The sequence below is a fragment of the Mariniradius sediminis genome (assembly GCF_021491425.1).
Classification (GTDB): Bacteria; Bacteroidota; Bacteroidia; order Cytophagales; family Cyclobacteriaceae; genus Mariniradius; species Mariniradius saccharolyticus.
The window spans coordinates 1-20,884 of record NZ_JAKEVZ010000003.1 but is presented as its reverse complement, the minus strand read 5'-3'; the positions used below and the strand labels follow the sequence as shown (position 1 = coordinate 20,884).

The following is a 20,884-nucleotide window of genomic DNA, read 5'->3' as shown; positions in this document are numbered from 1 at the left end:
CAAGATTCCAATAACCTTGGGGGCTTTTTTTGCAAAGCTTTTATTCAGCCGCCGTTTCCTCGCTTGCTTCTTCCTTCGACTCCGCAAATGCCTCCGGTGCATGGGAGCTGATGATTTTATACCATGCCACCAATTTCTTGATATCGGAAGGATACACCTTTTCCTGGTCAAAGTCAGGCAAAACGTGCTTCAGAAAAGCCCTCAGCTCGTCCGCATCAGCATTGGCGTCCAGTCCGGGGTCTCCGTTGAATTCCTCATGGACTTTCTTCATTACGTCGTACAGCGGGGTTGCGCCCTCTTCGGTCATGGTGTAAATGGAGATTTCTGCCAAAATGGAAACCCGATGGTTGGCACCAACTACAAGCTTTGTCTTCTTTTCATCCAAAGATTCCAAAATTGCCCCTCCGCGTGAGGGTTTTAGTACTCTGTAAAGACCAGGTTTGCCTGAAATGGTGGCTATTTCGTTGAATTTCATGTTTCTTGTTGGTTAAGGCCTGCAAATATAAGACATCCCGTCGAATGCCCAAGGATCAGCCAAGTGCCTCATAATATTCTGATATTTCGGCCTCGAAAAACCTAATCAGCTCTTCCTTTCCTTCTCTTTTATTGGCGGACGTAATAAAATACTGGGGTTCTTCCCCGAAAATCTCCTTTGCCGCATCCAGAAATCTTTGGATGCTGACCTTGGTTTTTTCCAACCCGAGCTTATCGGCTTTGGTAAACGCCAAGACAAACGGAACGTCATGCTCTCCACACCAAGTGATAAACTCCAAATCAATCTTCTGCGGCTCCAGCCTGCTGTCGATCAAGACCATCACGGCAATCAGGTTTGCCCGATTGGTGAGGTAGCCCCGGATCATCTTTTCCCAAGATGACTTTGTTGACTTACTGACGACCGCATAGCCGTACCCTGGCAAATCGACCATGTACCACCTGCCATCTATCTCAAAATGGTTGATGAGCTGGGTCTTGCCTGGCTTGCCGGATGTCTTGGCGAGGTCCTTGACACCCGCCAGCATATTGATCAGGGAACTCTTGCCGACATTTGATCTGCCGATGAATGCGATCTCAGGTTTATCCGTTTTAGGGCATTTGGTATAATCGGAGTTGCTGACGGAAAAAACGGCTTTCTTGATCATGGCACTTTTGTTTGAGGCCCAAAGGTAAGGCTTTTGGGCGGAAATCTCCTGTCGGCCACAGTCCCAAAGAAATGCAGGTGATTTGCCATAATCGCCAACAATTTTAGATTGCTCGGGTTTCTTCAGTAATATTGTGCTTCATTTTCAAAGATTCATGGCAGTAGTACCCTACAAAGACAAGCAGGAAGGCAAAAAAGAACAAGTAGCCGAGATGTTCAACAACATCAGCAAAAAGTATGATTTTTTGAACCACTTTCTCAGTTTGGGCATCGACATTACCTGGCGGAAGAAAGCAGTCAAAATGCTGGCTGCCGACAAGCCCAAGCTTATATTGGACATTGCGACTGGGACGGGGGACTTTGCCATTGAAGCCTTGGCCCTGAATCCTGACAAGATCATCGGTGTGGACATTTCGGAAGGCATGCTTGCTGAGGGAAGGAAAAAACTCAAAAAGCGAAAACTCGACGACCGAATCGAGCTGCAGACAGGAGATTCGGAAAGGTTGCTTTTTGAGGATAATAAATTTGATGCCGTGATCGTTTCCTTCGGTGTCAGGAATTTTGAAAATCTGGAAAAAGGACTCCGGGATATGTACCGGGTGCTCAAGCCTGGAGGAAAGACGGTAATCGTGGAGTTTTCAAAGCCCAAAAAATTCCCGATGAAGCAAGGATATAACTTTTATTTCAAATATATTCTGCCTCAAATCGGGAAGATTGTCTCCAAAGACAATGCGGCCTATACTTACCTACCCGAATCAGTCCAAGCTTTCCCGGACGGAGAAGATTTCCTGGCAGTATTGAAAAAAGTCGGCTTTAAAAACACGCAATGCAAACCGCTCACTTTCGGCATCAGTTCCATCTATATCGGGCAAAAATAAGCCTTTTCCTCCTGTTTACCCTGCTGTTGACCGTCCCGGCATTGGGGCAGGCAAGGTATGGTGAAATCAGCAAGGCGGGACAGGACGACAAGTTGGTTTCCTATGGATTTTTTCTGGCGACGCATACCAACTATTGGCGATTGAAATACTCAGACGCCTTTTTGGACCCCAACAATACAGAGCTAAGGGATATCCAAAGCATCGTCCCGGTCTACACCGCTGGCTTTTCCTTGGGATTCTTAGTGACCTTCCGCCTGCACGACCAGGCAAACATCCTCTTCACGCCGAAAGTAGGCTTCTACGAGTTTCGAACCGATGTCAACACATTTTCAGTCTCACAGCCCGGAAATGGCGAGAACAACTTTCTGCGCAATACCGAAACCTACGTCAACGAGGCCACGATGGTCGAATTCCCCCTGCTATTCAAATACAAAGCCCAACGCTTCAATAATACGCGCATGTTCTTCACTGGAGGGGGTTCCTACATGTTCCGGACAAAGGAACAGGAGGAAGCCGATATAGAGGACATCGCCACTTTGGGCCGAGACGTTACCGTCGATTTGGGTCTGGGTTTTGACTTTTATTTCAAATATTTCAAATTCTCCCCTGAAGTGCGCTTTTCCCATGGCCTGCTGAATATGTACAGGGCCGAAGCCACCAATCCGGCTTTCCGCGATGCGATTTCGGAAATGCGGAGGAAATCCATTACACTCTACCTGCATTTCCAATAGTATCAACTGGCCAGGAGGTCATTGACGACAACGGATGCACAGGCACAGCCGAATGCCGCTGGCAAAAAAGACATCGTTCCGTAGGCTGATTTTTTGAAATTGCGCCCATCGGTCAACATCAGACTCTCCCGGATTACGAGTTCCGAGGAAAATACCGCCTTGAATCCCCTCGAAATCTGCTTTTTTTTCAGGCGCTTGCGCACCATCTTGGCAAACCTGCAATGGTAGGTTTCCGAGATATCGCCGATCTTGATTTGTGTGGGATCTACTTTACCGCCTGCGCCCATCGAACTCACCAAAGGAAATCCCCGCTTGAGTGCTCCATCGATCAGGTGCAGCTTAGGTGTGAAGCTATCTATACAGTCTACCACAAAATCATAGTGGTTTTCATCCAACAGTGCTGTCATATCATGGGGCATGAGAAACTCCCGGATGACATGGATCTTGAGGTTTGGATTGATGCTGAGGAGGCGTTCTTCCATCCATTCGACTTTGGCCTGACCTACATTTTTCTGGGTCGCAGGAAGCTGTCGGTTGCAGTTGCTGATGTCAACGATATCGCCATCGATGATGGTCATTTCGCCGATGCCTGCCCGGCATATAAACTCCGCGGCAAAGGAACCTACGCCACCCATTCCTACAACAAGCACGTGTTTTTTGGCCAATTTTTCCAATCCCGCGCGGCCAACAATCAGTTCGGTTCGCGACAGCCAAGCAAATTCATCCATGTATTTTTCGACTTGAAATCCTGTTCCAATTTTCCAATGCGACTTCCCTTAGACGCTCGATTGGAAGGCCCAAAATTAAGGAAGCCTGCCGATATATGGCTTCAATCGGAAAGCCTGAATCATCCGTCTCGAAAAATACTTTGTCCAGTGGACAGATTTTGAGCCAGGCTTGGGCATGGGAATCCTCGATGAGGATATGCTTGCCAAAAGAGAAATACACCGGATGGCCAAGTAAACTTTTCCCGGCATCGGGATGAAGATTGAATCCATGCCAAATGATGGGTTGGGAATGCTTTTTCAGGAATTCCTGCAAAAGATGAAGCCCTTTGACACAATGCAGGATGATGGGCAAACCAAGGGATTTTGCCATGGCGGCCTGTGCTTCAAAGGCAGCTTTTTGAATCGCCAATTCCGGACCTCTGATCCCGTCAAAGCCGCATTCACCGACGGCAAGGATGCGAAGATCCTCGAGTTTTTCGGTCAAGATTTCGATATCCTTCTCCCAATTTCCATCCAAATACCAAGGATGCAAGCCCATGGAATAGATCCCCACCGATGGGCTTTCCGCTATTCCCAAATTGAGTATTCCCAATGTCTTCCCCGGAGTATGGGTATGAAAATCAGGTAGGTCGATCATCGTCAATGGTTCAGTTTTTGGATGATTTTGGAAAAAATGGAAATACCCGTGGGGATCAACTGTTCCGGAAAATCAAAATTCGGCTCATGCAATTGGGGTTGTTCCAAGCCGGAACCCAAGCCAAACAACATCGACTTTGCGTAATCCGAGAACAAGCCAAAATCCTCAGACCAACGGAAGGGAACGGCCACTTCCTTCAAGTCCAAATTCAAATCCAGGGCTACCTGCCTGAGGATATCAAATCCCTCAGGATGGTTATGGCTCGCGGCAAAATCCTCTTGGTACCTAAATTCTATCCCCAGTCCGTATATTCCAGCAATTTCAGAAGACTTCATTTCCGCCACCGCAACAAGCCTTGCCTTCACCGCATTGTCAAATGCCCGCATCGTTGCCCGAACTACCGCCTCGCCCGGCGTGGTTCCAAAGGCGATTTGACCCAATTCGGCATGGATAACCGTCACCAGGGTAAAATCTTCAAAATCCTTTGGTAGCTTTTCCAACATTTGAATGATTTCAGCCATGGCTTGGGCGGGACTGTTGCCTGCTTCAGGATGCGCCGAGTGGGCATTTCGCCCGTGCAGGAAAATGCTCATCCCGACCGAGGAAGCCGCAAAACTTCCTGGCTTGGCGACGATTTGGTGGAGGGGAAAGCCCGGAAGATTGTGGAGTGCAAAGGCATAATCGGGTCTTATTTCCGCAAATCTCGGATCAGCCAAAACAGCCCTTGCCCCATCACCAGTCTCCTCGGCAGGTTGGAAAAGCAGCACCACTTTTCCCCGCATCGGTGGGCTCTCGTCTAAGTAAAGGCCCAATCCAGACAAGATCGCCATGTGCCCATCATGTCCGCAAACGTGGGATTTGCCGACCTTTTCGCTTCTGTATGGAACCTCGCCTTTCTCCAAGATGGGCAAACCGTCCAATTCACAGCGGAACAAGGTCGTTGGCCCTTCCTTTTCCCCTTCCCAAACAAAGGCAAGCCCCGTTCCTCCCAAATTCGGGATGAGTTTCGTGTAAGACATTTGAGCAAAAAATGCACTTATCCGTTGGGCGGTTGCTGACTCCTCGCCAGACAATTCCGGGAAGCGGTGGAGTTCCTGCCGGAGGGCAATCAATTGGGAAAGGGAACGCGGCATAACTGGCATGGAGATTTGGGATTTTGGCAAAATTAATCCAATAAGATTCTATTCAGGAAAAAAATGGGTTTTGGCCGACCAACTTCAATCGTATTTCTTCCAAAGGCAAAAAACTGGCTTTCAAGCTGCAAAGAGGTCAGTCAAGCCTGCAGGCAAAGCCTCTCGAAAGCTCCATCGAATTTCTTTTTTTCAATCGGTTTTACTAGTTTCAAATCAACTTATTCATCTCGCAAACAAGATTCTTATGAAATTTTCCTATCGGATCGGCTTATTAAGCTTGGTCGTGCTCATCCTGTTCTTCCAAACTGCCTGTGAAGAAAACTGCAAAGAAACCCTGTTTGAGTTGAAGGAAATCGAGGCCTTCCCGCGAACCCTCGATCCAGCAAATACCGGAAATGCACTGTGGCTGAACAGTGCAGGGCTCTCCATCGATAGACTGCTGGTGAAGCTGGAATTTACCAAACCTGTGCAGGTTTTCTTTACCGCAAATCCCAACTGCCCCGTCGTATTTGAAAACAATAATCCCGTGTCGGAACTTACCTTGCTGAGCAATCAGGATTTCGATATCGAGCATCCGGCAGGTACGGACCTGTCAGAAATCATTGCCTTTACAGACCTGAAGGCCTTTATGTCCAAGGAAGTCTTCATGGAGGAAATCCTGAATCAGACTAACATCAGCAGCTACTATTTCACTTTTTCGAGGCGCCCGGCAGAAGCCAAAATGCACTCACTCGTCATGGAACTGCGGCTAGCAGATGGGAAAGTGATCAAGACACCTGCTATTTTGGTGAACTTGGTGCCATGATGTAGCGGTTTTTTGGAGTCGCTGGGATAAAAATCCTACCTTTATTTTTGATGATCCAAAAAGTCAACCTATGAAACGTGTTTTTGCGCATGGCATGGTGGGAATGCTACTCCTTGGCGGCTTTTCCTGTACCAAGCCCAGCGGCCAAACCCAGCTTTTTTCCTTGATTGAAGATACCGAAGGCTTGGAAGGCAAGGCCGAATACAAATCGTCTCCCTTTGTTACGGCTGGGGACAGGGTCTATATGGTGGGCCATCAAGACGGCAATTTTCCCGACCTTGGCTGGCATGTGCAGGGAGAAATGGGCGGGATTTGGAACCATCCCATCAAGCTGATGGACGGCTTTACGGCAGCCATCGGCGTGGATGGCAATTCCTATTGCCTCGACAATGCAGATGCATTTATCAACTATCCCTTTGCGAACAAGCATATTTTCAGCACAGCGGTACCGGATCTGGAAATCCAGCGCTTCCAATTTGCACCGGACGGAAAACAAGGACTGGTGGTCGAGTTTTCCATCGTCAACACGGGATCAAGTCCAAAAACAATCGGGTTTGAATTTACGGGCCATACCGACCTGATGCCCGTTTGGCTCGGGGAAAGGCTCAACCTGGTAGATCACCCCGATCAGTTGGTTTTTGATGAAGCAGCCAATGCCTGGATCGGAAAGGATCAGGGAAATGAATGGTGGGTGATGTTTGGCGGAGATCGTCCGGCAAAATACACCGAGGGCCCCTCTGCGACTTGTGACTATCAGCCCCAAGGCAAAGGTACTGCAGGTAGATTGGGCTATGAATTAACGCTCGAACCACAAGTAGCGCAACACCTCCGGTTTATTATCGCAGGATCCTATAAAAACAAGGCTGAGCTGGAATCCACGCTCGCTGACTTGAAGGCGAATGCGGAACTGGACCTTTTGGCAAAAAGAAAGCACTACGAAACGATCGCTGCCACTGCAAAAGTCAGCATCCCGGACAAAGATCTTGAAAAGGCTTTCGAATGGGTCAAGTACAATACCGAATGGCTGGTGCGCGATGTACCGGAAATCGGCCGCGGATTGGCCGCCGGCATGCCTGACTATCCATGGTGGTTTGGCGTTGACAATGAATATACGCTCAAGGGCGCGATCGCGACAGGACGCAAGGACCTCGTCTACGCTACCATCGACCTGATCCACAAACTCTCCGAAGCCAACGGCAACGGACGCATCATGCATGAGACGAGTACCAATGGGGTGGTTTTCAACCCCGGCAATATCAACGAAACACCCCAATTCACTTCCTTGATTTGGTGGGTGTACCAGTGGACAGGAGATCGGGAATTTTTGGAAAAATATTTCCCTACGATCCAAAAGGGGCTCCAATGGCTGATGGACGAAAATGACAAAGATGGCAACCTTTTCCCCGACGGTTATGGCATGATGGAAATCCATGGCCTTGCCTCCGAAATGGTCGACGTGGCTGTCTATACCCAAAAAGCTTTCGCGGATGCGGCGCAGATCGCAGCGGTAGTGGGAAAACCAGAGCTCGCAAAAGAATACCAAGCTTTGGCAGATCGGTTGAAACAGAAAATCAATGAAGAATTCTGGGTGGAGGATTTCAATGGATTTGCGGATTTCATCGGGACACCGGACGAAGCGCTCCATTTGATCGATGCCGCGATTGTGCGGGCCGATACACTCAATAAGCCTTGGGCAGTCGAGGAACTCAAGGCAAGCCGATCCAAAATTGCGACTTACCCCAAAGACCAAAAACGGGGATTTGTGGTATTCCACAATTGGGTGGTGAACACACCCATGGAAATGGGTATAGCAGATACAGATAAAGCAATCCGCGCCTTGGACAAAGCGAAGCGGTTTACCAACCCATTTGGGGTCTATGTTACGGGTATTGACCGGGACGAAGCCGCAGCAAGTGAAGACGGCTCCTTTGCTGGAAGCAAGGTATTTTCCTACACAGGTGCTGTCATGACCTTACCGACGGGAGTATTGACAATTGGTGAAAACAACTACGGGCGTCCGGATGAGGCCTTATCCTACCTACAGCGGATGACAAAGTCTTTTGGCTTTGCTTTGCCAGGATCGATTTACGAGGTGTCGCCGGACTATGGCATGATGGCACAGGCATGGAATCTCTACAGCTATGGTGTCCCGATTGTATACCAGTTTTTTGGTATCAAGCCCGATGCCGGCAACAAAGTCATCTACATCCGTCCCCAAATGCCGAGCAACTGGCAGGAAGCCTCCATCGAAAAAGTCCTTGTCGGCGACAATGAGATCAATCTCCTTTATACCAACAAAGATGGCGTTTTGGCCATCGAGGTCAGCCAAATCCAATCCAAATGGGGCATTTCGATCGAGTTTCCCGAGGAATTCTCCAAAGTAAGAATCCTCGGTAAGGAAATCTCTTCAGATACACAGGATGGCTACCGACGGGTTCTCATGAGCGGCAAAAAAATGAGAGTGGAAGCACAGAAATAGAACCTTTTCCTGCTTTTCGCGCTTATCGAAGGGCGTGCACGTTGGCCTGCAGCTTGGTCGCGCTCGCGGAAGACATTAACTTCGCAAAAACAGCTCGACAACAATTGCCCGATGAAAAACATCCTTGAAGAGAAAAAGCCTTCGACTTTTACGAAATCTGACATTTTGGTTGAGATCTTGGCGATTGGAGCCTTGGTGATGTTGTGGGCCGAGACCTACTATTTCCAGCATCTTGGCGCAGAATTGGTTCCCAAGGATTACACCTTCTTGGAGTCACCAAATGAGTTTTGGGCAAGCCAAATGACCTACTCGATTCCATTTATTGCAACCCTGGTTTACATAGGATTGACTATTTACAATAAAAAGCGAAAACATAACGAGTACGAATACGAGTTCAATCCAGAAAAAAGCGCCGCAGTTTTGCGCATCAACCAACGTCTATGGCGCTGGCTAAAGCTGAACTTGATTTTGGTGCTGCTGATCATAGAATATTTCTCTTTTCATACCGGGTCGTCAGCGGGAGATGGCATTTCCATTTGGTTTATCTTGATTTTCCCGCTACTGATCTTCGGTCCTGTGGTCTACTTTTTTGTGGCATATTCCCGGGAGCAGTTGCAGTAACTTAATCTTCCTAATTGGGGAAATCAATGTTTCCCATTAAACTGATAAAAAGGTTTTTATAGATCGGTATTCGAAAGGCTTGGCGCAAATTCACTGGTCAGGCCTCCACATCTGTGTCGTTCTGTGAAATCTGTGGTTTATTATTTTACCGCTGATGGCACAGATTTTCACAGGTGGGAATCTTTGGCTTGTCAGGTTTGATTTCATTCGAGGAGAACGAACGACTCAGTGATCCGAATTTGCATGCTTCGGACAATGAACTCCGGATGAAGCTACAGATTGAACCAGTAGTTGAGCTTCATGACCAACGCGCGTTGCTTTGAGGCAAAGGTATCGGGGAAAAAGTTGTCGGTATAGACCAAAAACAAGTCCGACACAGGAGCATACCGCCATTGCAGGCGTGTATTGATGTTGATATTGTCGATTTGGTTGTTGTATTGGATAAAGGTCGTCCAGAACAAACTCCTTGTGAAGGTCAAGTCGATTCTTGGGCCCACCAAGACCAAATCAGCATTGTTCTGCGGCTCCGGAAGTCGGATATTGTTGTAGCTAAAGTTCATCGAAATATTGGCCAAATAACCCAATCGCCAACTCATCGTGCCCTGTACCCCCTTAAGCGTTCCGGTAAAATACTCCCCGGCATTGGCGATCAAAGTCACAAAAACTTTCTTCCTCGGATTGGAAAAATACCGCAAGGTCGCAAAAGTATTCCTGTAGTCAGTCCCTGCCTCCAAAGGAACCCCTCCAGTGCGTGTGGGGTCAAAGGAGGCAAACAGATAGGTATATCTGTTACTCACGCCAACCGATAGCTGCGCCAATGATTGGAACCTTACGTCATAAACCAAGCTGTGCAACTCATCGGTGGTGCCCAATCGCTCGTTCCAAAGAAACTCCGTTTCAATGGCTGGTCCATGCCGGTTGATCAACTTGGAGCGGGGAAAAAATCGGTAGGCGAAATCGCCAAATACGCGCTTGTAGTCATTTCTCGGCGTGAAACCGACTTCCGGATTATAATTCTCGCCGACATCGGAAAAAGCGGCTGCAGCCCTGATATGGGTCTTTTCGTAGGCCAATTGTCCGTGGGCGACATCGGAGTTGCTCGGATTCTCGTAATCAAAGCTCTTATGGTAATAGAATTTCCCCTGCCAGGTATTGTCCTTCGAAGCCAAGTTGTAGTCGATGCCCGCGACGCGATTGTATTTGGTCGGATCAAACAAGGGGATATCCACTTTTTCGTTGAGCGTTTCCCGGTTGATAAAGATCAGGCCAATATTGGACCGTGAGAATACCTTGCGCTGAATCGCCGCGACCGCAAAATTCTTTCCTACGATTCCCCTTTGTTCGTCGTTTGCGGTCTGCATATTCATCGCACCGATCCGCCAATTTTCATCCAATTTTCCGCTGAGCCTTCCACCAAAGAGAATCTGATTTTGTACGTTTTGGCCTGTGGTCGTATCAATGTCCACCCCGATACGACGCGAGAAGAAGGGCCGCACATTTCTCGACCCAAAATCCGCAAAGAGATCCGCGTTTTCCAAGAAAAACTGCCTTCGCTCTGGGAAGAAGATTTCAAAACGGTCCAGGTTTGTCACCTGTTCATCGACCTCGACTTGTGAAAAATCAGGATTGACTGTCAGATCCATATTGAGTGCGGGACCGACCCCGATTTTTGCATCCCCACCAATCGCAGGCCTGGGGGGGTTGTTGATACCTTCTAGGTTGTTTTGGCTGGTGGCCATCGCGACATAGGGAATCAGCGATAGGTTGGCTCCGGGTTTCTTGACCGGTTCCGAGAAAACCAACTTCCGTAGAAACGCCAAATTGATAACGTTGAAATTCCTCGGAATTGGGCTCCATGTGCTCCGCTCGTTGTATTTGGAATCAATGCGGTAGAAGTTGACATTCCAGTTCATCGCCCCGTCGTTAAACCGCAGGGTCGACAGCGGTATGGCAATCTCAGCAATCCAATGGTCCTCGTAGATCTTCGCAGCGGAATACCATTTGTTGTCCCAAGCCAGGTTCAAGTCCGTCGACATCATGCCGCCGTTGGCGATGAGCGATTCGCGCTGCACGCCATAGGGGTTGATTCCAAACTGAAACGCCGAGGTATAGTCATTGAAGGTATCAAAGACAAAGCTCACGCCGTCGTTTTGCTCACCGCGATAATCCCTCCGCAGGGAAGTGCTCACATACTCGTTGGGCGCCCTCGGTCCGAGATTTTGCATGACTGCCGCGATGTAGATGAACTTGTCATCGAAAACGATCCGGACTTTGGTTTGGGCATTGGCAAGTGAGGTGTCTGAGGGAAAAAATTGCTGGAAATCAGTTGCCCAATCTCCGCCTTGCCATACTGCTTCTTCCAGGACGCCGTCAAGATTGATTTCCTCCTTGACTTTGTCTGCTATGAGTCCGGGCAGGTCGGCACGCTGGGAAAAAGCGCGAAACGAAATTCCCAGAAAAAGAAACCCAAACCAGACTAAACGTTTCATAAGCCAAATGCGACTGAAACAAATTAAATCGATCGAAAAAGGCTATTTGGGTTGATTTATACCATCGGCAAAAATAGCTTTTCAAGCCATGAATTAGAAGAACTTCCGCTTTTGGGGAAAAAATCCATCAAGCACGACGATGCTATCAGGCCAATCACTGCAATAAAGTAGAGTCGGGTTTTCAAGCTTGAAGAATTTTCCCGAAGTTTCTCTCCTACAATGTTTTCTATGACAGACCTTCGCATAGGCATCATCACTTGCCTGCTTGTTTTTTATAGCTCGATCTCCTATGCCCAAGTTAGCTTTTATAACAAGTACTTCTATGAAATCAAGGATACTGCTACCTACGAACCCCATTTTTTTGCAACGGTAGCCGAGGACAGTACCCAACTTGTCAAAGAGTTTTTCAAGATGGACAGCACGATCGCGATGCGACGAGTGGATATTTTGGGTGAAAAAAAGGAATCCTTATCGACCAAATGGATCTACTTTGATGCGGCCGGATGGGTGAGTAGGGAAACGGACAAGACCTACCTGCCCCGTGATAGCACCCGCCACACCTACTTCTACCCTAATGGAACGATCAAGGAAACGAGACTGATCGTTAACAACTACACCATTTCCCAAACGTATTTTGACGAATCCGGCCAAGAAAGGTCCGTTACCATCACCGATGCCGAACCCCAAGGTGGCATTGAAGCTTGGTACGAATATCTCCGTCGCAACCTACGCTATCCAGAAACGCTCTTGGGAGACGATTTGGCGGGTACGGTGCGTATAGCGCTGGAATTGGACAGCTCAGGGAATGTCTTTCTGTTTGAAGTGATGAATCCGGAAAACGTGCATCCGGAATTTCAGAAAGAGGCGCTTCGGGTCGTCAAATCCTTTGTGGCCAAGCCTTGGCAACCCCGCAGGGAAAACGGTATTCCAACAGAAGCCAGTTTTGTGTTACCAATCGTATTCAAAATTGCCGAGGACTATTGAAAAGCACTAGGTTCCGTCAATCCTAAATGCGCTAATTGGGGTCAATACTCTTGGATTTTTCCTAATTTCAAATGAAAATCCATTTAACCCCTTTTTCATGGCCGATCAATCCATCAATAGAAGAAAATTCCTTGGCAAGACGATTGGCTTGGCTGGAGTATCGGTTTTTGCCCCATCTGTTTCCTTCGGGGCTGAATCTAAAAATCCCATTCGACCTGAATCCGCCCCTGTAGTCCTCAAGAACGTTCTTTTGGAAACGGGCTTTATCAGGGATGAAATCGAGGTAGTAGGCACCAAAACAGGCCTATTTACCCTAAAGTTGGAAAACGGCATAATCACAGAAATACTACCTCAGGCAGCTACATCAACCGGGACTGACGCAAAAGGTTTGCTCATGCTACCTGCCATGAAGGACATGCATATCCACTTAGACAAGACCTACTACGGCGGTCCCTGGAAAGCCCGGGAAAGCAAATACAAAACCGTAAAGGAACTTATCGAGCATGAAAAAAAGGTCATTCCTGAGCTGCTTCCCTATTCGACCGAGCGTGCCGAGAAGCTCATCGAGCTGTTGCAATCCAAGGGTACCAATTTTGCGAGGAGCCATGTCAACATCGAACCCACCTCACAGCTCCATTCACTGACAAACCTGTACAAAGCCTTGGACCACAAAAAGGGCAGCTTTGAAACCGAGCTTGTGGCATTCCCACAGCATGGGGTTTTTTACTCTGGTTCGCAGGAACTCATGAAAGAAGCTGCGCAAATGGACATCGATTTTATCGGAGGCGTGGATCCGTATTCCCTCGATGGGAGTATCGAGAAGACGATGGACTTCACGATCCAGCTGGCGCTAGACTATGGAAAAGGCCTCGATATCCATCTGCACGAATCGGGCGAATCAGGGCTGCTTACCCTGCAATACCTCGTCAAAAAAGTCCTCGAAAATCCCCAACTGAAAGGCAAAAGCTATTTGAGCCACTGCTTCGTCTTGGGTGCTTTGGACGCCAAGACACTCCAAGCCACCTGTGAAGCGCTCGCCGAAGCCGAAATCGGTATCACGACTACCGTACCAATCGGATACAACGTGATGCCCATACCTACCTTGATGAACCACGGTATCAAGGTGATGGCGGGGACTGACTGCGTGACCGACCATTGGCAGCCATTTGGTACGGGCAGCATGCTGGACAAGGCCAAAACGATGGCCGAACTCTACCGCTACAACCACGAATTTGGCCTTTCCAGAGCCTTGGGGATTGGGACCAAGGGCCTACTTCCATTGGATAAAGAAGGAAACCAAGTTTGGCCAAAAGTCGGAGACGAGGCGAGCTTCACCTTGGTAGATGCCAGCTGTTCCGCGGAGACTGTAGCCAGATTGAGACCTGTGGAGCAGCTTTATCACAGGGGAAAATTGGTGTTCGAGCGTACTGACTTAAAATGCTGACAGCATAGGAATCAACCAATTTAGCCGAAAAGGAATGCGGTGATGGCAAAGAAAGTGATCCCCTATCCCGAACCCAAAATCCAAGTTCCCAAATTTGAGGAGGAAGCGGGATTCTACACCACGCCGCAGCGCTCGGCGGTCATGTCCCGGATCAAGGGAAAAAACACCCAACCCGAAAAACTCCTCCGTCGGGCCCTATGGCATGCAGGCGTCCGGTTTCGCAGCAACAAGAAGAATCTACCCGGCAAGCCCGACATCAGCTTTATCAAGTACCGCTTGGTTGTTTTTGTGGATGGATCATTTTGGCACGGCTATGATTGGGAAAACAGAAAAGACAGCATCCACTCCAACCGTGACTTTTGGATTCCCAAAATCGAAAGAAATATGCAGCGGGATCGTGAGATCAATACATTCTACAAAAACCACGGTTGGAAAGTCCTGCGGTTTTGGGATTTTGAGGTCAAAAAGGAACTCGGCAACTGTATCAGCAAAGTGATGGAGGCCATGGGAATTTGATTCCTTCCGTTTCCCATCAGATTCCATTTTTGAATCCGCGAGATTTCCTCTATTTTTCAATCTATTCGCATCGCGTATGTTTCAATATCGATTTTATACCTCCCTGTATCTCCTTGTCCTTTCGGGGTTGTTTGGGATTTTGTTGGTGGCCAACAAATCCAAAACCCAAGTTTCCTTTGAGGCTTATACCCAAAATATCCCCGACTCCAAAGCTTCTTTCGGTCTAGTGCCAATACCTGGCGGCACTTTCAAAATGGGCACCAACAAAGGCAATCCCGACGAAATGCCTGCCCATACCGTAGAGGTTTCCCCTTTTTGGATGGGAACCCACGAGATCACCTGGGATATCTTCGAATTGTTCTTGGACAAAAACTACGAGTTGGCGATCGCCGAAAAGCCACTCCCCACCCAAGTAGACGGATTGACCAGACCTAGCATTCCCTACTTGGACATGACCGCCGGCATGGGCAAGGAAGGCAAGCCCGCCATCGGAATGACCCATTACGGCGCTCTGCAATTTTGCAAATGGCTCTATGTCAAGACTGGAATCTTCTACCGCCTACCCACTGAAGCGGAATGGGAATATGCCTGCCGCGCGGGCAGCGAGACCGCCTACTTCTTTGGCAACAGTGAAAAAGCACTAGGCGACTATGCATGGTACGGCGCCAATAGCGGCGGAAGTACCAAACCCATCGGACAGAAAAAACCCAACCCTTGGGGCCTTTACGATATCCTCGGAAATGTCATGGAATGGACTTCGGACCAATATGACCCCAACCTCTACAAGCAGCGCGCTTCGCAAACCCTGAAAGACCCCGTCGTCCCCATCGCCAAGCTTTATCCGGGTGCCATCCGGGGTGGACATTACAAAAGCCCAGCCGCCGAACTTCGTTCCAGCCAAAGGATTGCCTCCAAAGCCGAATGGAAACGCATTGATCCACAGATTCCAAAAAGCCAATGGTGGTTTCCCGAAGCGCCGTTTTTGGGCATTCGGGTCGTGAGACCGCTCAATCCTCCATCGCCTGAGGAAATCATGGCCTATTACAACCAAACTCCAATCGCAGATTATTGACAACCTAAAACGATATACCCATGAAAAACCTTTCAAACCGCCGAGACTTTCTCAAAACATCCGCCCTCGTGGCAGGCGGCCTTGCTTTGCAGCCTTTCAGTATGCCCCAAGCCTACGCGGCAGGTGCTGATGTCATCAAGATCGCTGTCATCGGCTGTGGCGGACGCGGCACGGGCGCAGTATTCCAAGCCTTTGACACAGGCCACAATATCCAACTGGTCGCCATGGCGGATGCTTTCCGCGACCGGATCGACAAGAGCTACAAACCGATCTTCGACAAATACGGCGCAGCAAAAGTCAACGTCCCCGAAGACAGAAAATTTGTAGGCTTCGACGGCTACAAGGAAGCCATCAAGCTCGCTGATGTGGTTATACTCGCAGCGCCTCCCGGATTTAGGCCGGATCATTTTGAAGAGGCTGTAAAGCAGGGCAAACAGATTTTCATGGAAAAACCCGTAGCCACCGACTCCGCCGGCATCCGCAAGGTATTGGCCGCGGCAGAAGAGGCCAAGCGCAAAAAATTGAACGTTGTTGTCGGCCTCCAAAGGCACTACCAGTCCAATTACCGCGAAACCATCAAACAGATCCACGACGGCAAAATCGGTGACATCATCGGCGGACAGGTGTACTGGAACGACGGTGGCGTTTGGGTCAACGCCCGTCAGCCCGGACAAACCGAGATGGAATACCAAATGCGCAATTGGTACTATTTCAACTGGCTGTGTGGAGACCATATCGTGGAGCAGCACGTCCACAACCTCGACGTGGCCAACTGGGTGAAGCAAAGCTATCCAGTCAAGGCATATGGTACCGGCGGACGTCAGGTCCGCACCGGCAAAGACCACGGCGAAATTTTTGACCACCATTCCGTGACCTTTACCTATGCCGACGATACAGTCATCTTCAGCGAGTGCCGTCACTTCCCCGGCGCCGCCAACCGTGTGGATGAATCTTTCCAAGGCACCACAGGCAAAGCTTACCTCAGCGCAGGCAACCACGGTGAGTTGACAAGCTGGAAGGGCAAAAGCCTCTACTCCCACAACAGGGACAACAACCCCAACCCCTACCAAGTCGAGCACGATGAGCTTTTTGCCGCGATCGTGAAGGGTGAATACAAATTTGCCGATGCGGAAAATGCCGCCAAAAGCACCATGACCGCTATCCTCGGCCGCTATGCCACCTATACCGGAAAAGTCGTCACTTGGGACGAGGCCCTCAACGCCGACATAAACCTGATGCCGACCACACTTGCTTGGGATGCGATGCCAAAAGTCCTGCCCAATGCCGACGGTTTCTATCCATTCGCTATTCCCGGTAAAACCCAACTCGTATGAACAGGAGAAATTTTGTCAAAAACGTAGGCCTGGCAAGCGCGGCCACCTTGGGCACCATCAGCCCCTTGGCCGCGGCCCACTTCAACAAGGCCGGTGAAACCTTCCACCTCGACTATGCCCCGCATTTCGGGATGTTCAAGGCCCATGCAGGCGACGGATTCGTCGCCCAACTGGAGTACATGCATGCGCAGGGTTTCCGTTCCTTGGAGGACAATGGCCTACTTGGGCGATCCGTGGAGGACCAGAATCTGATCGGAAAAACACTCGAGCGCCTCGGGATGCGGATGGGCGTATTTGTCATCGATGGCGGGGACAACTGGAAAATCTCCCTGACCACAGGCAAAAAGGAATTTGTGGACACCTTCGTCGCCACCTGCAAAAAGTCCGTCGAAGCCGCCAAGCGCGTCAATGCCAAATGGGCCACGGTCGTCCCGGGATTTTTCGAACGTAGGTTGCCCATCGGTATCCAAACCTCCAACGTCATCGAAGCACTGAAGCGCGGTGCGGAAATCCTCGAGCCTGCCGGACTGGTCATGGTCCTCGAGCCACTTTCCGATACGCCGGAGCTGTTTCTGAGGCATTCCGACCAAAGCCACGCCATCTGCAAGGCGGTCGCAAGTCCTTCCTGCAAAATCCTCTACGACATCTACCACATGCAGCGCAATGAAGGCAACCTCATCAACATGATGGAGGCCTGCTGGGACGAAATCGCCTATATCCAAATCGGTGACAACCCCGGCCGCAAGGAACCCGGCACTGGCGAGATCAACTACCTCAATGTCTTCAAATGGCTGGATGAAAAAGGCTTCAAAGGCGTCTGCGGCATGGAACACGGCAATGCCAAACCCGGCATGGAAGGCGAACTTGCACTCATCGAGGCGTATCGGAAGGCGGATGCATTTAAGTGAGCAGGTATTAGTTCGTTCCGATTGATAATTCTGGGAAACGCCTATCTAACCAAGTTGAACTATTTGGCAATTTCAAGAGTGTTTGCCCTATTTCACAAGTACATAAGGCAAGTAACATTGAGAAGCAACTGACAAATTTCGGGAACTGGATTGGATTGCAGGGTTGGGTAGATGATTGGCTGGAAATCGTTCATTTTATTCAAAAAATTTGCGCGAACGATTGGCTAAACTGCGTTTTAATGCAGTTTAGGTTTTGTTGTAGTTAGTTTTATTTCAGTTCTAAGCTTCCCTTTGTCCGCAAAACCTATCAATTCTATCGTCCCGGATTCCATTTCAGTCATTATCCAGCTCAGAGGTTTTAATTTGACAATCTCAATTAATTCGGGAGTATTTGATGGTAATAGACAAAGAGTCATTCCTTGTCCTTTTTCATTCACGCGAATTAGATAAATTCCTAACTCTGTTTTCAAGTCAATTTCATCAAAGAAAGCATTGTTAAGTGCTTCAATTTCTGGTTGAGATCTAAATTTCAGTAGAAACCTGAACGGGTTATCCCAATCTTTCCAATCAGGAAAGTCTAAAGCTCCCGATTCAAATAAATGCATTGATACTTCATTACCCAAGGCCAAAGATTCAAGCGCATAAGTGTCAAATTCAATGTAATTCTGCCAAATATTCTGTTCCCGTGGTTCAGGTTCTTCGATACCCCTTAGTTTATCAAAATGATGTTTCCCATATGCAATAGGAATATAGAAGAGCATAAGGAAACCTCTGATTACTTCCCATATTTTTAGCCATGGGCTGTATTTGTAAAAGTTCTCAGTTACTTCAAATTCCATTTTGTCTAATTGACTACAACGGCCAAGGCTAAGAGCAGGCGGGCATTAAAACCCGATTCACTGTCCGCCACAACCAAAGTTTATTAAAGGTAATCACTTTCAATTTAGCATTCCCCGCCCGCTTGCTCTTAGGCAATGTTGGGCAACGTTTTTATTTCCTTAGTGGCAATGCATAACATAATGTCGTTCTTCATAATGCTTAAGAATTTGCCCTGTTTTTGGGTCTATATGCAAAAGTTCTTCATCAGAATAGCACTTTTCTTCATAAAGAGTATTAAAGACCATCCAATAGTATTTTCTTTCATCAAAGTCAAATTCTAGTCGCTTTATTGGGTTCTTTACCGATTTTTTTAACCCTTGATTTCCAATAATCTTATCAAGCTGATTTTCATTAAGCCAATCAGACTTTCTTCCTTCTAACAGATATTTTGGAATTCTGTCTAAGTTAATTTCAGAATTCAAACTTAGGTCAGAAGCTAATTGAACAGAAATTCTTTTGTCCACATATTGATATTGAAATTCTGGATGGTTTAATATAAACCTAATGTTTTTCCCATTTACAAAATCTCCTTTAGTCTTTTTCCCTTTATTGATGTTTTCCCATTTGGTTTTCCCTGTTCTATTTTTGTATTCATAGTAAGAATCTGGGTCAAGTTTGAAGTAATTAAACAGTTCTTCGCCAACGGCTTGTTTTAAATGAGATTCAGCCTTCTCTATTACTTCAGAAGTTAGATAAGTCTGTGAATAGAGTTGTGTACTTATAAAAAATAGGAACACTATGTTTAATAATCTTTTCATTTAATCTGTCTCAATTTTGGGGGGCCGCCACCCTGTAAATGACTTTCAGGATAAGTCAATTCCCAAATAATGCCATTTTTATCTTCATATTGCTTAGACCATCCATCTTCACTTACTTTTATTTCTTTTAAGTCGTTTTTTACCATAGACCTAATTAACAGGCAATTGGAATCAGGAATAACTTCTCCATCTTTAAATATCCACTTTCCAATTATTTCATTTTCCATTCATTGAGTTTTTAGATTGCTCTTACTTTGGTGGTTGGTCTTCTAAAATGTTGCCCAACGGTTTGGCGGTATGTTTTTGTTGCCGATTTCGAAGCACTGTCCTGTCAGGTTACACGAAAGTTAATTAGATGCGGAAACGCTGAAATCTGCACTGTCTCGGCAATAAAATATACCGCCTGTTATGGGCTGCCTTTCTTGTCTTCCCTTTTTCAATTCTTTCATATTACTCTCCCCAAAAATGATAAATTTTCAATTCTGTACCGTCTGAACTTAATATTGCAAATCCGTTTTCAAATGTCTCACGAGTATTTCCTGGCTCAACTTTCAACCAAGTCGTTTTAAAAATAAATATTTTATTGTCCGTTATTTTCAGTTTTGGCAAAATACTTTCATTTAATATGTCAAGGGAATAGTCGTCATTTCTTAGTTTAGAAAATATGTCCTTGGTTAAAGTGTCTGCCGAAAATGTAATGCTGTCAATAAGTTTCCAATCATTTTTATCCGCAAATTCAATTAATTCTTTGTCGGTAAAAGTATTGTTAGATTTACTTTTCCAGTTCATTTCTCTGTGACCGCCCCATGGTCCTTGGTCGCTATTTTTTGTCAATATTAAGTCCTTATGAAAGTTTGTCCAGAAACCAGCAGGCACATTCTTGTTACAAGAAGTTACTAAAACTGTCAAGCTAAAAATGGTCAGTACATGTTTTATTGTCCGTTTCAAAATTGTCTGTCTTTTTGGTTCGTGTTGTCGCACTTAAGGTTGCCCATAACGGCAGACCGTGAAAAAAGTCCCCAGCATTCTTAGTGCACCCATTTCACGGCCCAGCTAAATTTATTAAATTTAGTTGGACTTCCCGCCAGAACCCGGGTACAATTTCCATGCATCACATTTCAGGGACCGACCGCCACCAAATCACCTTCTCCAGCCTTGACGGACAGATCCCCTCGGACAACGCCGTCCGGGTCATTGATGCCTTCGTGGACAGGCTCGACCTCGCCCGTCTCGGCTTCGCCGCAGGCAATCCCCGGGAGGACGGAAGGCCGTCCTTCGACCCAAAGGCCTTCCTCAAGCTCTATATCTACGGCTACTTCAACGGCATCCGCAGCAGCCGCAGGCTGGAGC

General features: G+C 47.7%; 22 protein-coding genes. 12 read left to right on the top strand and 10 right to left on the bottom strand.

From position 1 onward, the window contains the following. Positions 1 to 40: 40 nt before the first annotated feature. Both L0U89_RS04605 and yihA read right to left on the bottom strand, forming a co-directional pair. Positions 41 to 475, bottom strand: a complete 435-nt coding sequence (locus L0U89_RS04605; protein ID WP_234860459.1) for a DUF5606 family protein — start codon at positions 473 to 475, stop codon at positions 41 to 43. 55 nt (positions 476 to 530) lie between these two features. After that, positions 531 to 1,139 (bottom strand): ribosome biogenesis GTP-binding protein YihA/YsxC, encoded by a 609-nt coding sequence (gene yihA / locus L0U89_RS04600; protein WP_234860458.1) that lies wholly within the window; start codon positions 1,137 to 1,139, stop codon positions 531 to 533. Between the two features lie 154 nt (positions 1,140 to 1,293). On the opposite strand from yihA, the gene ubiE reads away from it, so the two are divergent. Then, on the top strand, positions 1,294 to 2,016 hold the full coding sequence (ubiE, locus tag L0U89_RS04595; RefSeq protein WP_008628040.1) for a bifunctional demethylmenaquinone methyltransferase/2-methoxy-6-polyprenyl-1,4-benzoquinol methylase UbiE: 723 nt from the start codon (positions 1,294 to 1,296) through the stop codon (positions 2,014 to 2,016). Further along, entirely contained in the window at positions 1,965 to 2,747 is a 783-nt protein-coding gene (gene porT / locus L0U89_RS04590; RefSeq protein ID WP_234860457.1) for a type IX secretion/gliding motility protein PorT/SprT, read from the top strand. The genes ubiE and porT overlap by 52 nt, the downstream gene beginning before the upstream one ends. Positions 2,748 to 2,749: 2 nt before the next feature. On the opposite strand, the gene L0U89_RS04585 is transcribed toward porT, so the two are convergent. The 3 genes from L0U89_RS04585 to L0U89_RS04575 are packed head-to-tail and all read right to left on the bottom strand — an operon-like array spanning position 2,750 to position 5,245. Then, entirely contained in the window at positions 2,750 to 3,475 is a 726-nt protein-coding gene (locus L0U89_RS04585) for a tRNA threonylcarbamoyladenosine dehydratase (protein WP_234860456.1), read from the bottom strand. Further along, positions 3,468 to 4,112, bottom strand: coding sequence for a TatD family hydrolase (locus L0U89_RS04580; protein WP_234860455.1), 645 nt, complete (start codon positions 4,110 to 4,112; stop codon positions 3,468 to 3,470). The genes L0U89_RS04585 and L0U89_RS04580 overlap by 8 nt, the downstream gene beginning before the upstream one ends. A 2-nt stretch (positions 4,113 to 4,114) precedes the next feature. Next, positions 4,115 to 5,245 (bottom strand): amidohydrolase, encoded by a 1,131-nt coding sequence (locus L0U89_RS04575; RefSeq protein WP_234860454.1) that lies wholly within the window; start codon positions 5,243 to 5,245, stop codon positions 4,115 to 4,117. Positions 5,246 to 5,489: 244 nt separating this feature from the next. On the opposite strand from L0U89_RS04575, the gene L0U89_RS04570 reads away from it, so the two are divergent. The 3 genes from L0U89_RS04570 to L0U89_RS04560 all read left to right on the top strand — a co-directional run bounded on the left by L0U89_RS04570 (position 5,490) and on the right by L0U89_RS04560 (position 9,150). Further along, on the top strand, positions 5,490 to 6,050 hold the full coding sequence (locus L0U89_RS04570) for a hypothetical protein (protein WP_234860453.1): 561 nt from the start codon (positions 5,490 to 5,492) through the stop codon (positions 6,048 to 6,050). A 70-nt stretch (positions 6,051 to 6,120) separates the two neighbouring features. After that, positions 6,121 to 8,529 (top strand): alpha-L-rhamnosidase-related protein, encoded by a 2,409-nt coding sequence (locus tag L0U89_RS04565; RefSeq protein WP_234860452.1) that lies wholly within the window; start codon positions 6,121 to 6,123, stop codon positions 8,527 to 8,529. A gap of 111 nt (positions 8,530 to 8,640) precedes the next feature. Beyond that, complete coding sequence (locus L0U89_RS04560) at positions 8,641 to 9,150, top strand: hypothetical protein (RefSeq protein ID WP_234860451.1); 510 nt, start codon at positions 8,641 to 8,643, stop codon at positions 9,148 to 9,150. Positions 9,151 to 9,422: 272 nt separating this feature from the next. Here the strand turns inward: L0U89_RS04560 and L0U89_RS04555 are convergent, their stop codons facing one another. After that, entirely contained in the window at positions 9,423 to 11,639 is a 2,217-nt protein-coding gene (locus L0U89_RS04555) for a DUF5916 domain-containing protein (protein ID WP_234860450.1), read from the bottom strand. A gap of 228 nt (positions 11,640 to 11,867) precedes the next feature. Between L0U89_RS04555 and L0U89_RS04550 the strand changes: the two genes are divergently transcribed. The 6 genes from L0U89_RS04550 (at position 11,868) to L0U89_RS04525 (ending at position 17,897) form a co-directional block, all read left to right on the top strand. Then, positions 11,868 to 12,623, top strand: coding sequence for a TonB family protein (locus L0U89_RS04550; protein ID WP_234860449.1), 756 nt, complete (start codon positions 11,868 to 11,870; stop codon positions 12,621 to 12,623). A 97-nt stretch (positions 12,624 to 12,720) separates the two neighbouring features. Then, positions 12,721 to 14,067 carry an amidohydrolase gene (locus L0U89_RS04545; protein ID WP_234860448.1) on the top strand — a complete coding sequence of 449 codons (1,347 nt, stop codon included), beginning with the start codon at positions 12,721 to 12,723 and terminating at the stop codon, positions 14,065 to 14,067. Positions 14,068 to 14,109: 42 nt separating this feature from the next. Further along, positions 14,110 to 14,583, top strand: coding sequence for a very short patch repair endonuclease (locus tag L0U89_RS04540; RefSeq protein WP_234860447.1), 474 nt, complete (start codon positions 14,110 to 14,112; stop codon positions 14,581 to 14,583). Positions 14,584 to 14,659: 76 nt separating this feature from the next. Further along, a complete protein-coding gene (locus tag L0U89_RS04535) occupies positions 14,660 to 15,655 on the top strand; it encodes a formylglycine-generating enzyme family protein (protein WP_234860446.1) in 996 nt (331 codons plus the stop codon). A gap of 20 nt (positions 15,656 to 15,675) precedes the next feature. Then, on the top strand, positions 15,676 to 16,989 hold the full coding sequence (locus L0U89_RS04530; protein ID WP_234860445.1) for a Gfo/Idh/MocA family oxidoreductase: 1,314 nt from the start codon (positions 15,676 to 15,678) through the stop codon (positions 16,987 to 16,989). Then, positions 16,986 to 17,897 carry a hydroxypyruvate isomerase family protein gene (locus L0U89_RS04525; RefSeq protein WP_234860444.1) on the top strand — a complete coding sequence of 304 codons (912 nt, stop codon included), beginning with the start codon at positions 16,986 to 16,988 and terminating at the stop codon, positions 17,895 to 17,897. The genes L0U89_RS04530 and L0U89_RS04525 overlap by 4 nt, the downstream gene beginning before the upstream one ends. Positions 17,898 to 18,133: 236 nt before the next feature. Here L0U89_RS04525 and L0U89_RS04520 read toward each other — a convergent pair whose 3' ends face one another. From L0U89_RS04520 to L0U89_RS04505, 4 genes are all read right to left on the bottom strand, one after another. Next, entirely contained in the window at positions 18,134 to 18,736 is a 603-nt protein-coding gene (locus tag L0U89_RS04520) for a hypothetical protein (RefSeq protein WP_234860443.1), read from the bottom strand. Positions 18,737 to 18,895: 159 nt separating this feature from the next. Next, entirely contained in the window at positions 18,896 to 19,534 is a 639-nt protein-coding gene (locus tag L0U89_RS04515) for a hypothetical protein (protein ID WP_234860442.1), read from the bottom strand. Next, positions 19,531 to 19,761 carry an Imm27 family immunity protein gene (locus tag L0U89_RS04510; RefSeq protein ID WP_234860441.1) on the bottom strand — a complete coding sequence of 77 codons (231 nt, stop codon included), beginning with the start codon at positions 19,759 to 19,761 and terminating at the stop codon, positions 19,531 to 19,533. The genes L0U89_RS04515 and L0U89_RS04510 overlap by 4 nt, the downstream gene beginning before the upstream one ends. Before the next feature lie 223 nt (positions 19,762 to 19,984). Then, positions 19,985 to 20,482 carry a hypothetical protein gene (locus tag L0U89_RS04505; RefSeq protein ID WP_234860440.1) on the bottom strand — a complete coding sequence of 166 codons (498 nt, stop codon included), beginning with the start codon at positions 20,480 to 20,482 and terminating at the stop codon, positions 19,985 to 19,987. Positions 20,483 to 20,640: 158 nt separating this feature from the next. On the opposite strand from L0U89_RS04505, the gene L0U89_RS04500 reads away from it, so the two are divergent. After that, a partial coding sequence (locus L0U89_RS04500; RefSeq protein WP_439651535.1) for a transposase occupies positions 20,641 to 20,884 on the top strand: 244 nt, incomplete at its 3' end.

Bases quoted from the DNA above. Each gene is read 5' to 3' on its own strand.
- L0U89_RS04605 (WP_234860459.1), bottom strand. From the start codon at position 475: ATGAAATTCAACGAAATAGCCACCATTTCAGGCAAACCTGGTCTTTAC.
- yihA (WP_234860458.1), bottom strand. From the start codon at position 1,139: ATGATCAAGAAAGCCGTTTTTTCCGTCAGCAACTCCGATTATACCAAA.
- ubiE (WP_008628040.1), top strand. From the start codon at position 1,294: ATGGCAGTAGTACCCTACAAAGACAAGCAGGAAGGCAAAAAAGAACAA.
- porT (WP_234860457.1), top strand. From the start codon at position 1,965: ATGCAAACCGCTCACTTTCGGCATCAGTTCCATCTATATCGGGCAAAA.
- L0U89_RS04585 (WP_234860456.1), bottom strand. From the start codon at position 3,475: ATGGATGAATTTGCTTGGCTGTCGCGAACCGAACTGATTGTTGGCCGC.
- L0U89_RS04580 (WP_234860455.1), bottom strand. From the start codon at position 4,112: ATGATCGACCTACCTGATTTTCATACCCATACTCCGGGGAAGACATTG.
- L0U89_RS04575 (WP_234860454.1), bottom strand. From the start codon at position 5,245: ATGCCGCGTTCCCTTTCCCAATTGATTGCCCTCCGGCAGGAACTCCAC.
- L0U89_RS04570 (WP_234860453.1), top strand. From the start codon at position 5,490: ATGAAATTTTCCTATCGGATCGGCTTATTAAGCTTGGTCGTGCTCATC.
- L0U89_RS04565 (WP_234860452.1), top strand. From the start codon at position 6,121: ATGAAACGTGTTTTTGCGCATGGCATGGTGGGAATGCTACTCCTTGGC.
- L0U89_RS04560 (WP_234860451.1), top strand. From the start codon at position 8,641: ATGAAAAACATCCTTGAAGAGAAAAAGCCTTCGACTTTTACGAAATCT.
- L0U89_RS04555 (WP_234860450.1), bottom strand. From the start codon at position 11,639: ATGAAACGTTTAGTCTGGTTTGGGTTTCTTTTTCTGGGAATTTCGTTT.
- L0U89_RS04550 (WP_234860449.1), top strand. From the start codon at position 11,868: ATGACAGACCTTCGCATAGGCATCATCACTTGCCTGCTTGTTTTTTAT.
- L0U89_RS04545 (WP_234860448.1), top strand. From the start codon at position 12,721: ATGGCCGATCAATCCATCAATAGAAGAAAATTCCTTGGCAAGACGATT.
- L0U89_RS04540 (WP_234860447.1), top strand. From the start codon at position 14,110: ATGGCAAAGAAAGTGATCCCCTATCCCGAACCCAAAATCCAAGTTCCC.
- L0U89_RS04535 (WP_234860446.1), top strand. From the start codon at position 14,660: ATGTTTCAATATCGATTTTATACCTCCCTGTATCTCCTTGTCCTTTCG.
- L0U89_RS04530 (WP_234860445.1), top strand. From the start codon at position 15,676: ATGAAAAACCTTTCAAACCGCCGAGACTTTCTCAAAACATCCGCCCTC.
- L0U89_RS04525 (WP_234860444.1), top strand. From the start codon at position 16,986: ATGAACAGGAGAAATTTTGTCAAAAACGTAGGCCTGGCAAGCGCGGCC.
- L0U89_RS04520 (WP_234860443.1), bottom strand. From the start codon at position 18,736: ATGGAATTTGAAGTAACTGAGAACTTTTACAAATACAGCCCATGGCTA.
- L0U89_RS04515 (WP_234860442.1), bottom strand. From the start codon at position 19,534: ATGAAAAGATTATTAAACATAGTGTTCCTATTTTTTATAAGTACACAA.
- L0U89_RS04510 (WP_234860441.1), bottom strand. From the start codon at position 19,761: ATGGAAAATGAAATAATTGGAAAGTGGATATTTAAAGATGGAGAAGTT.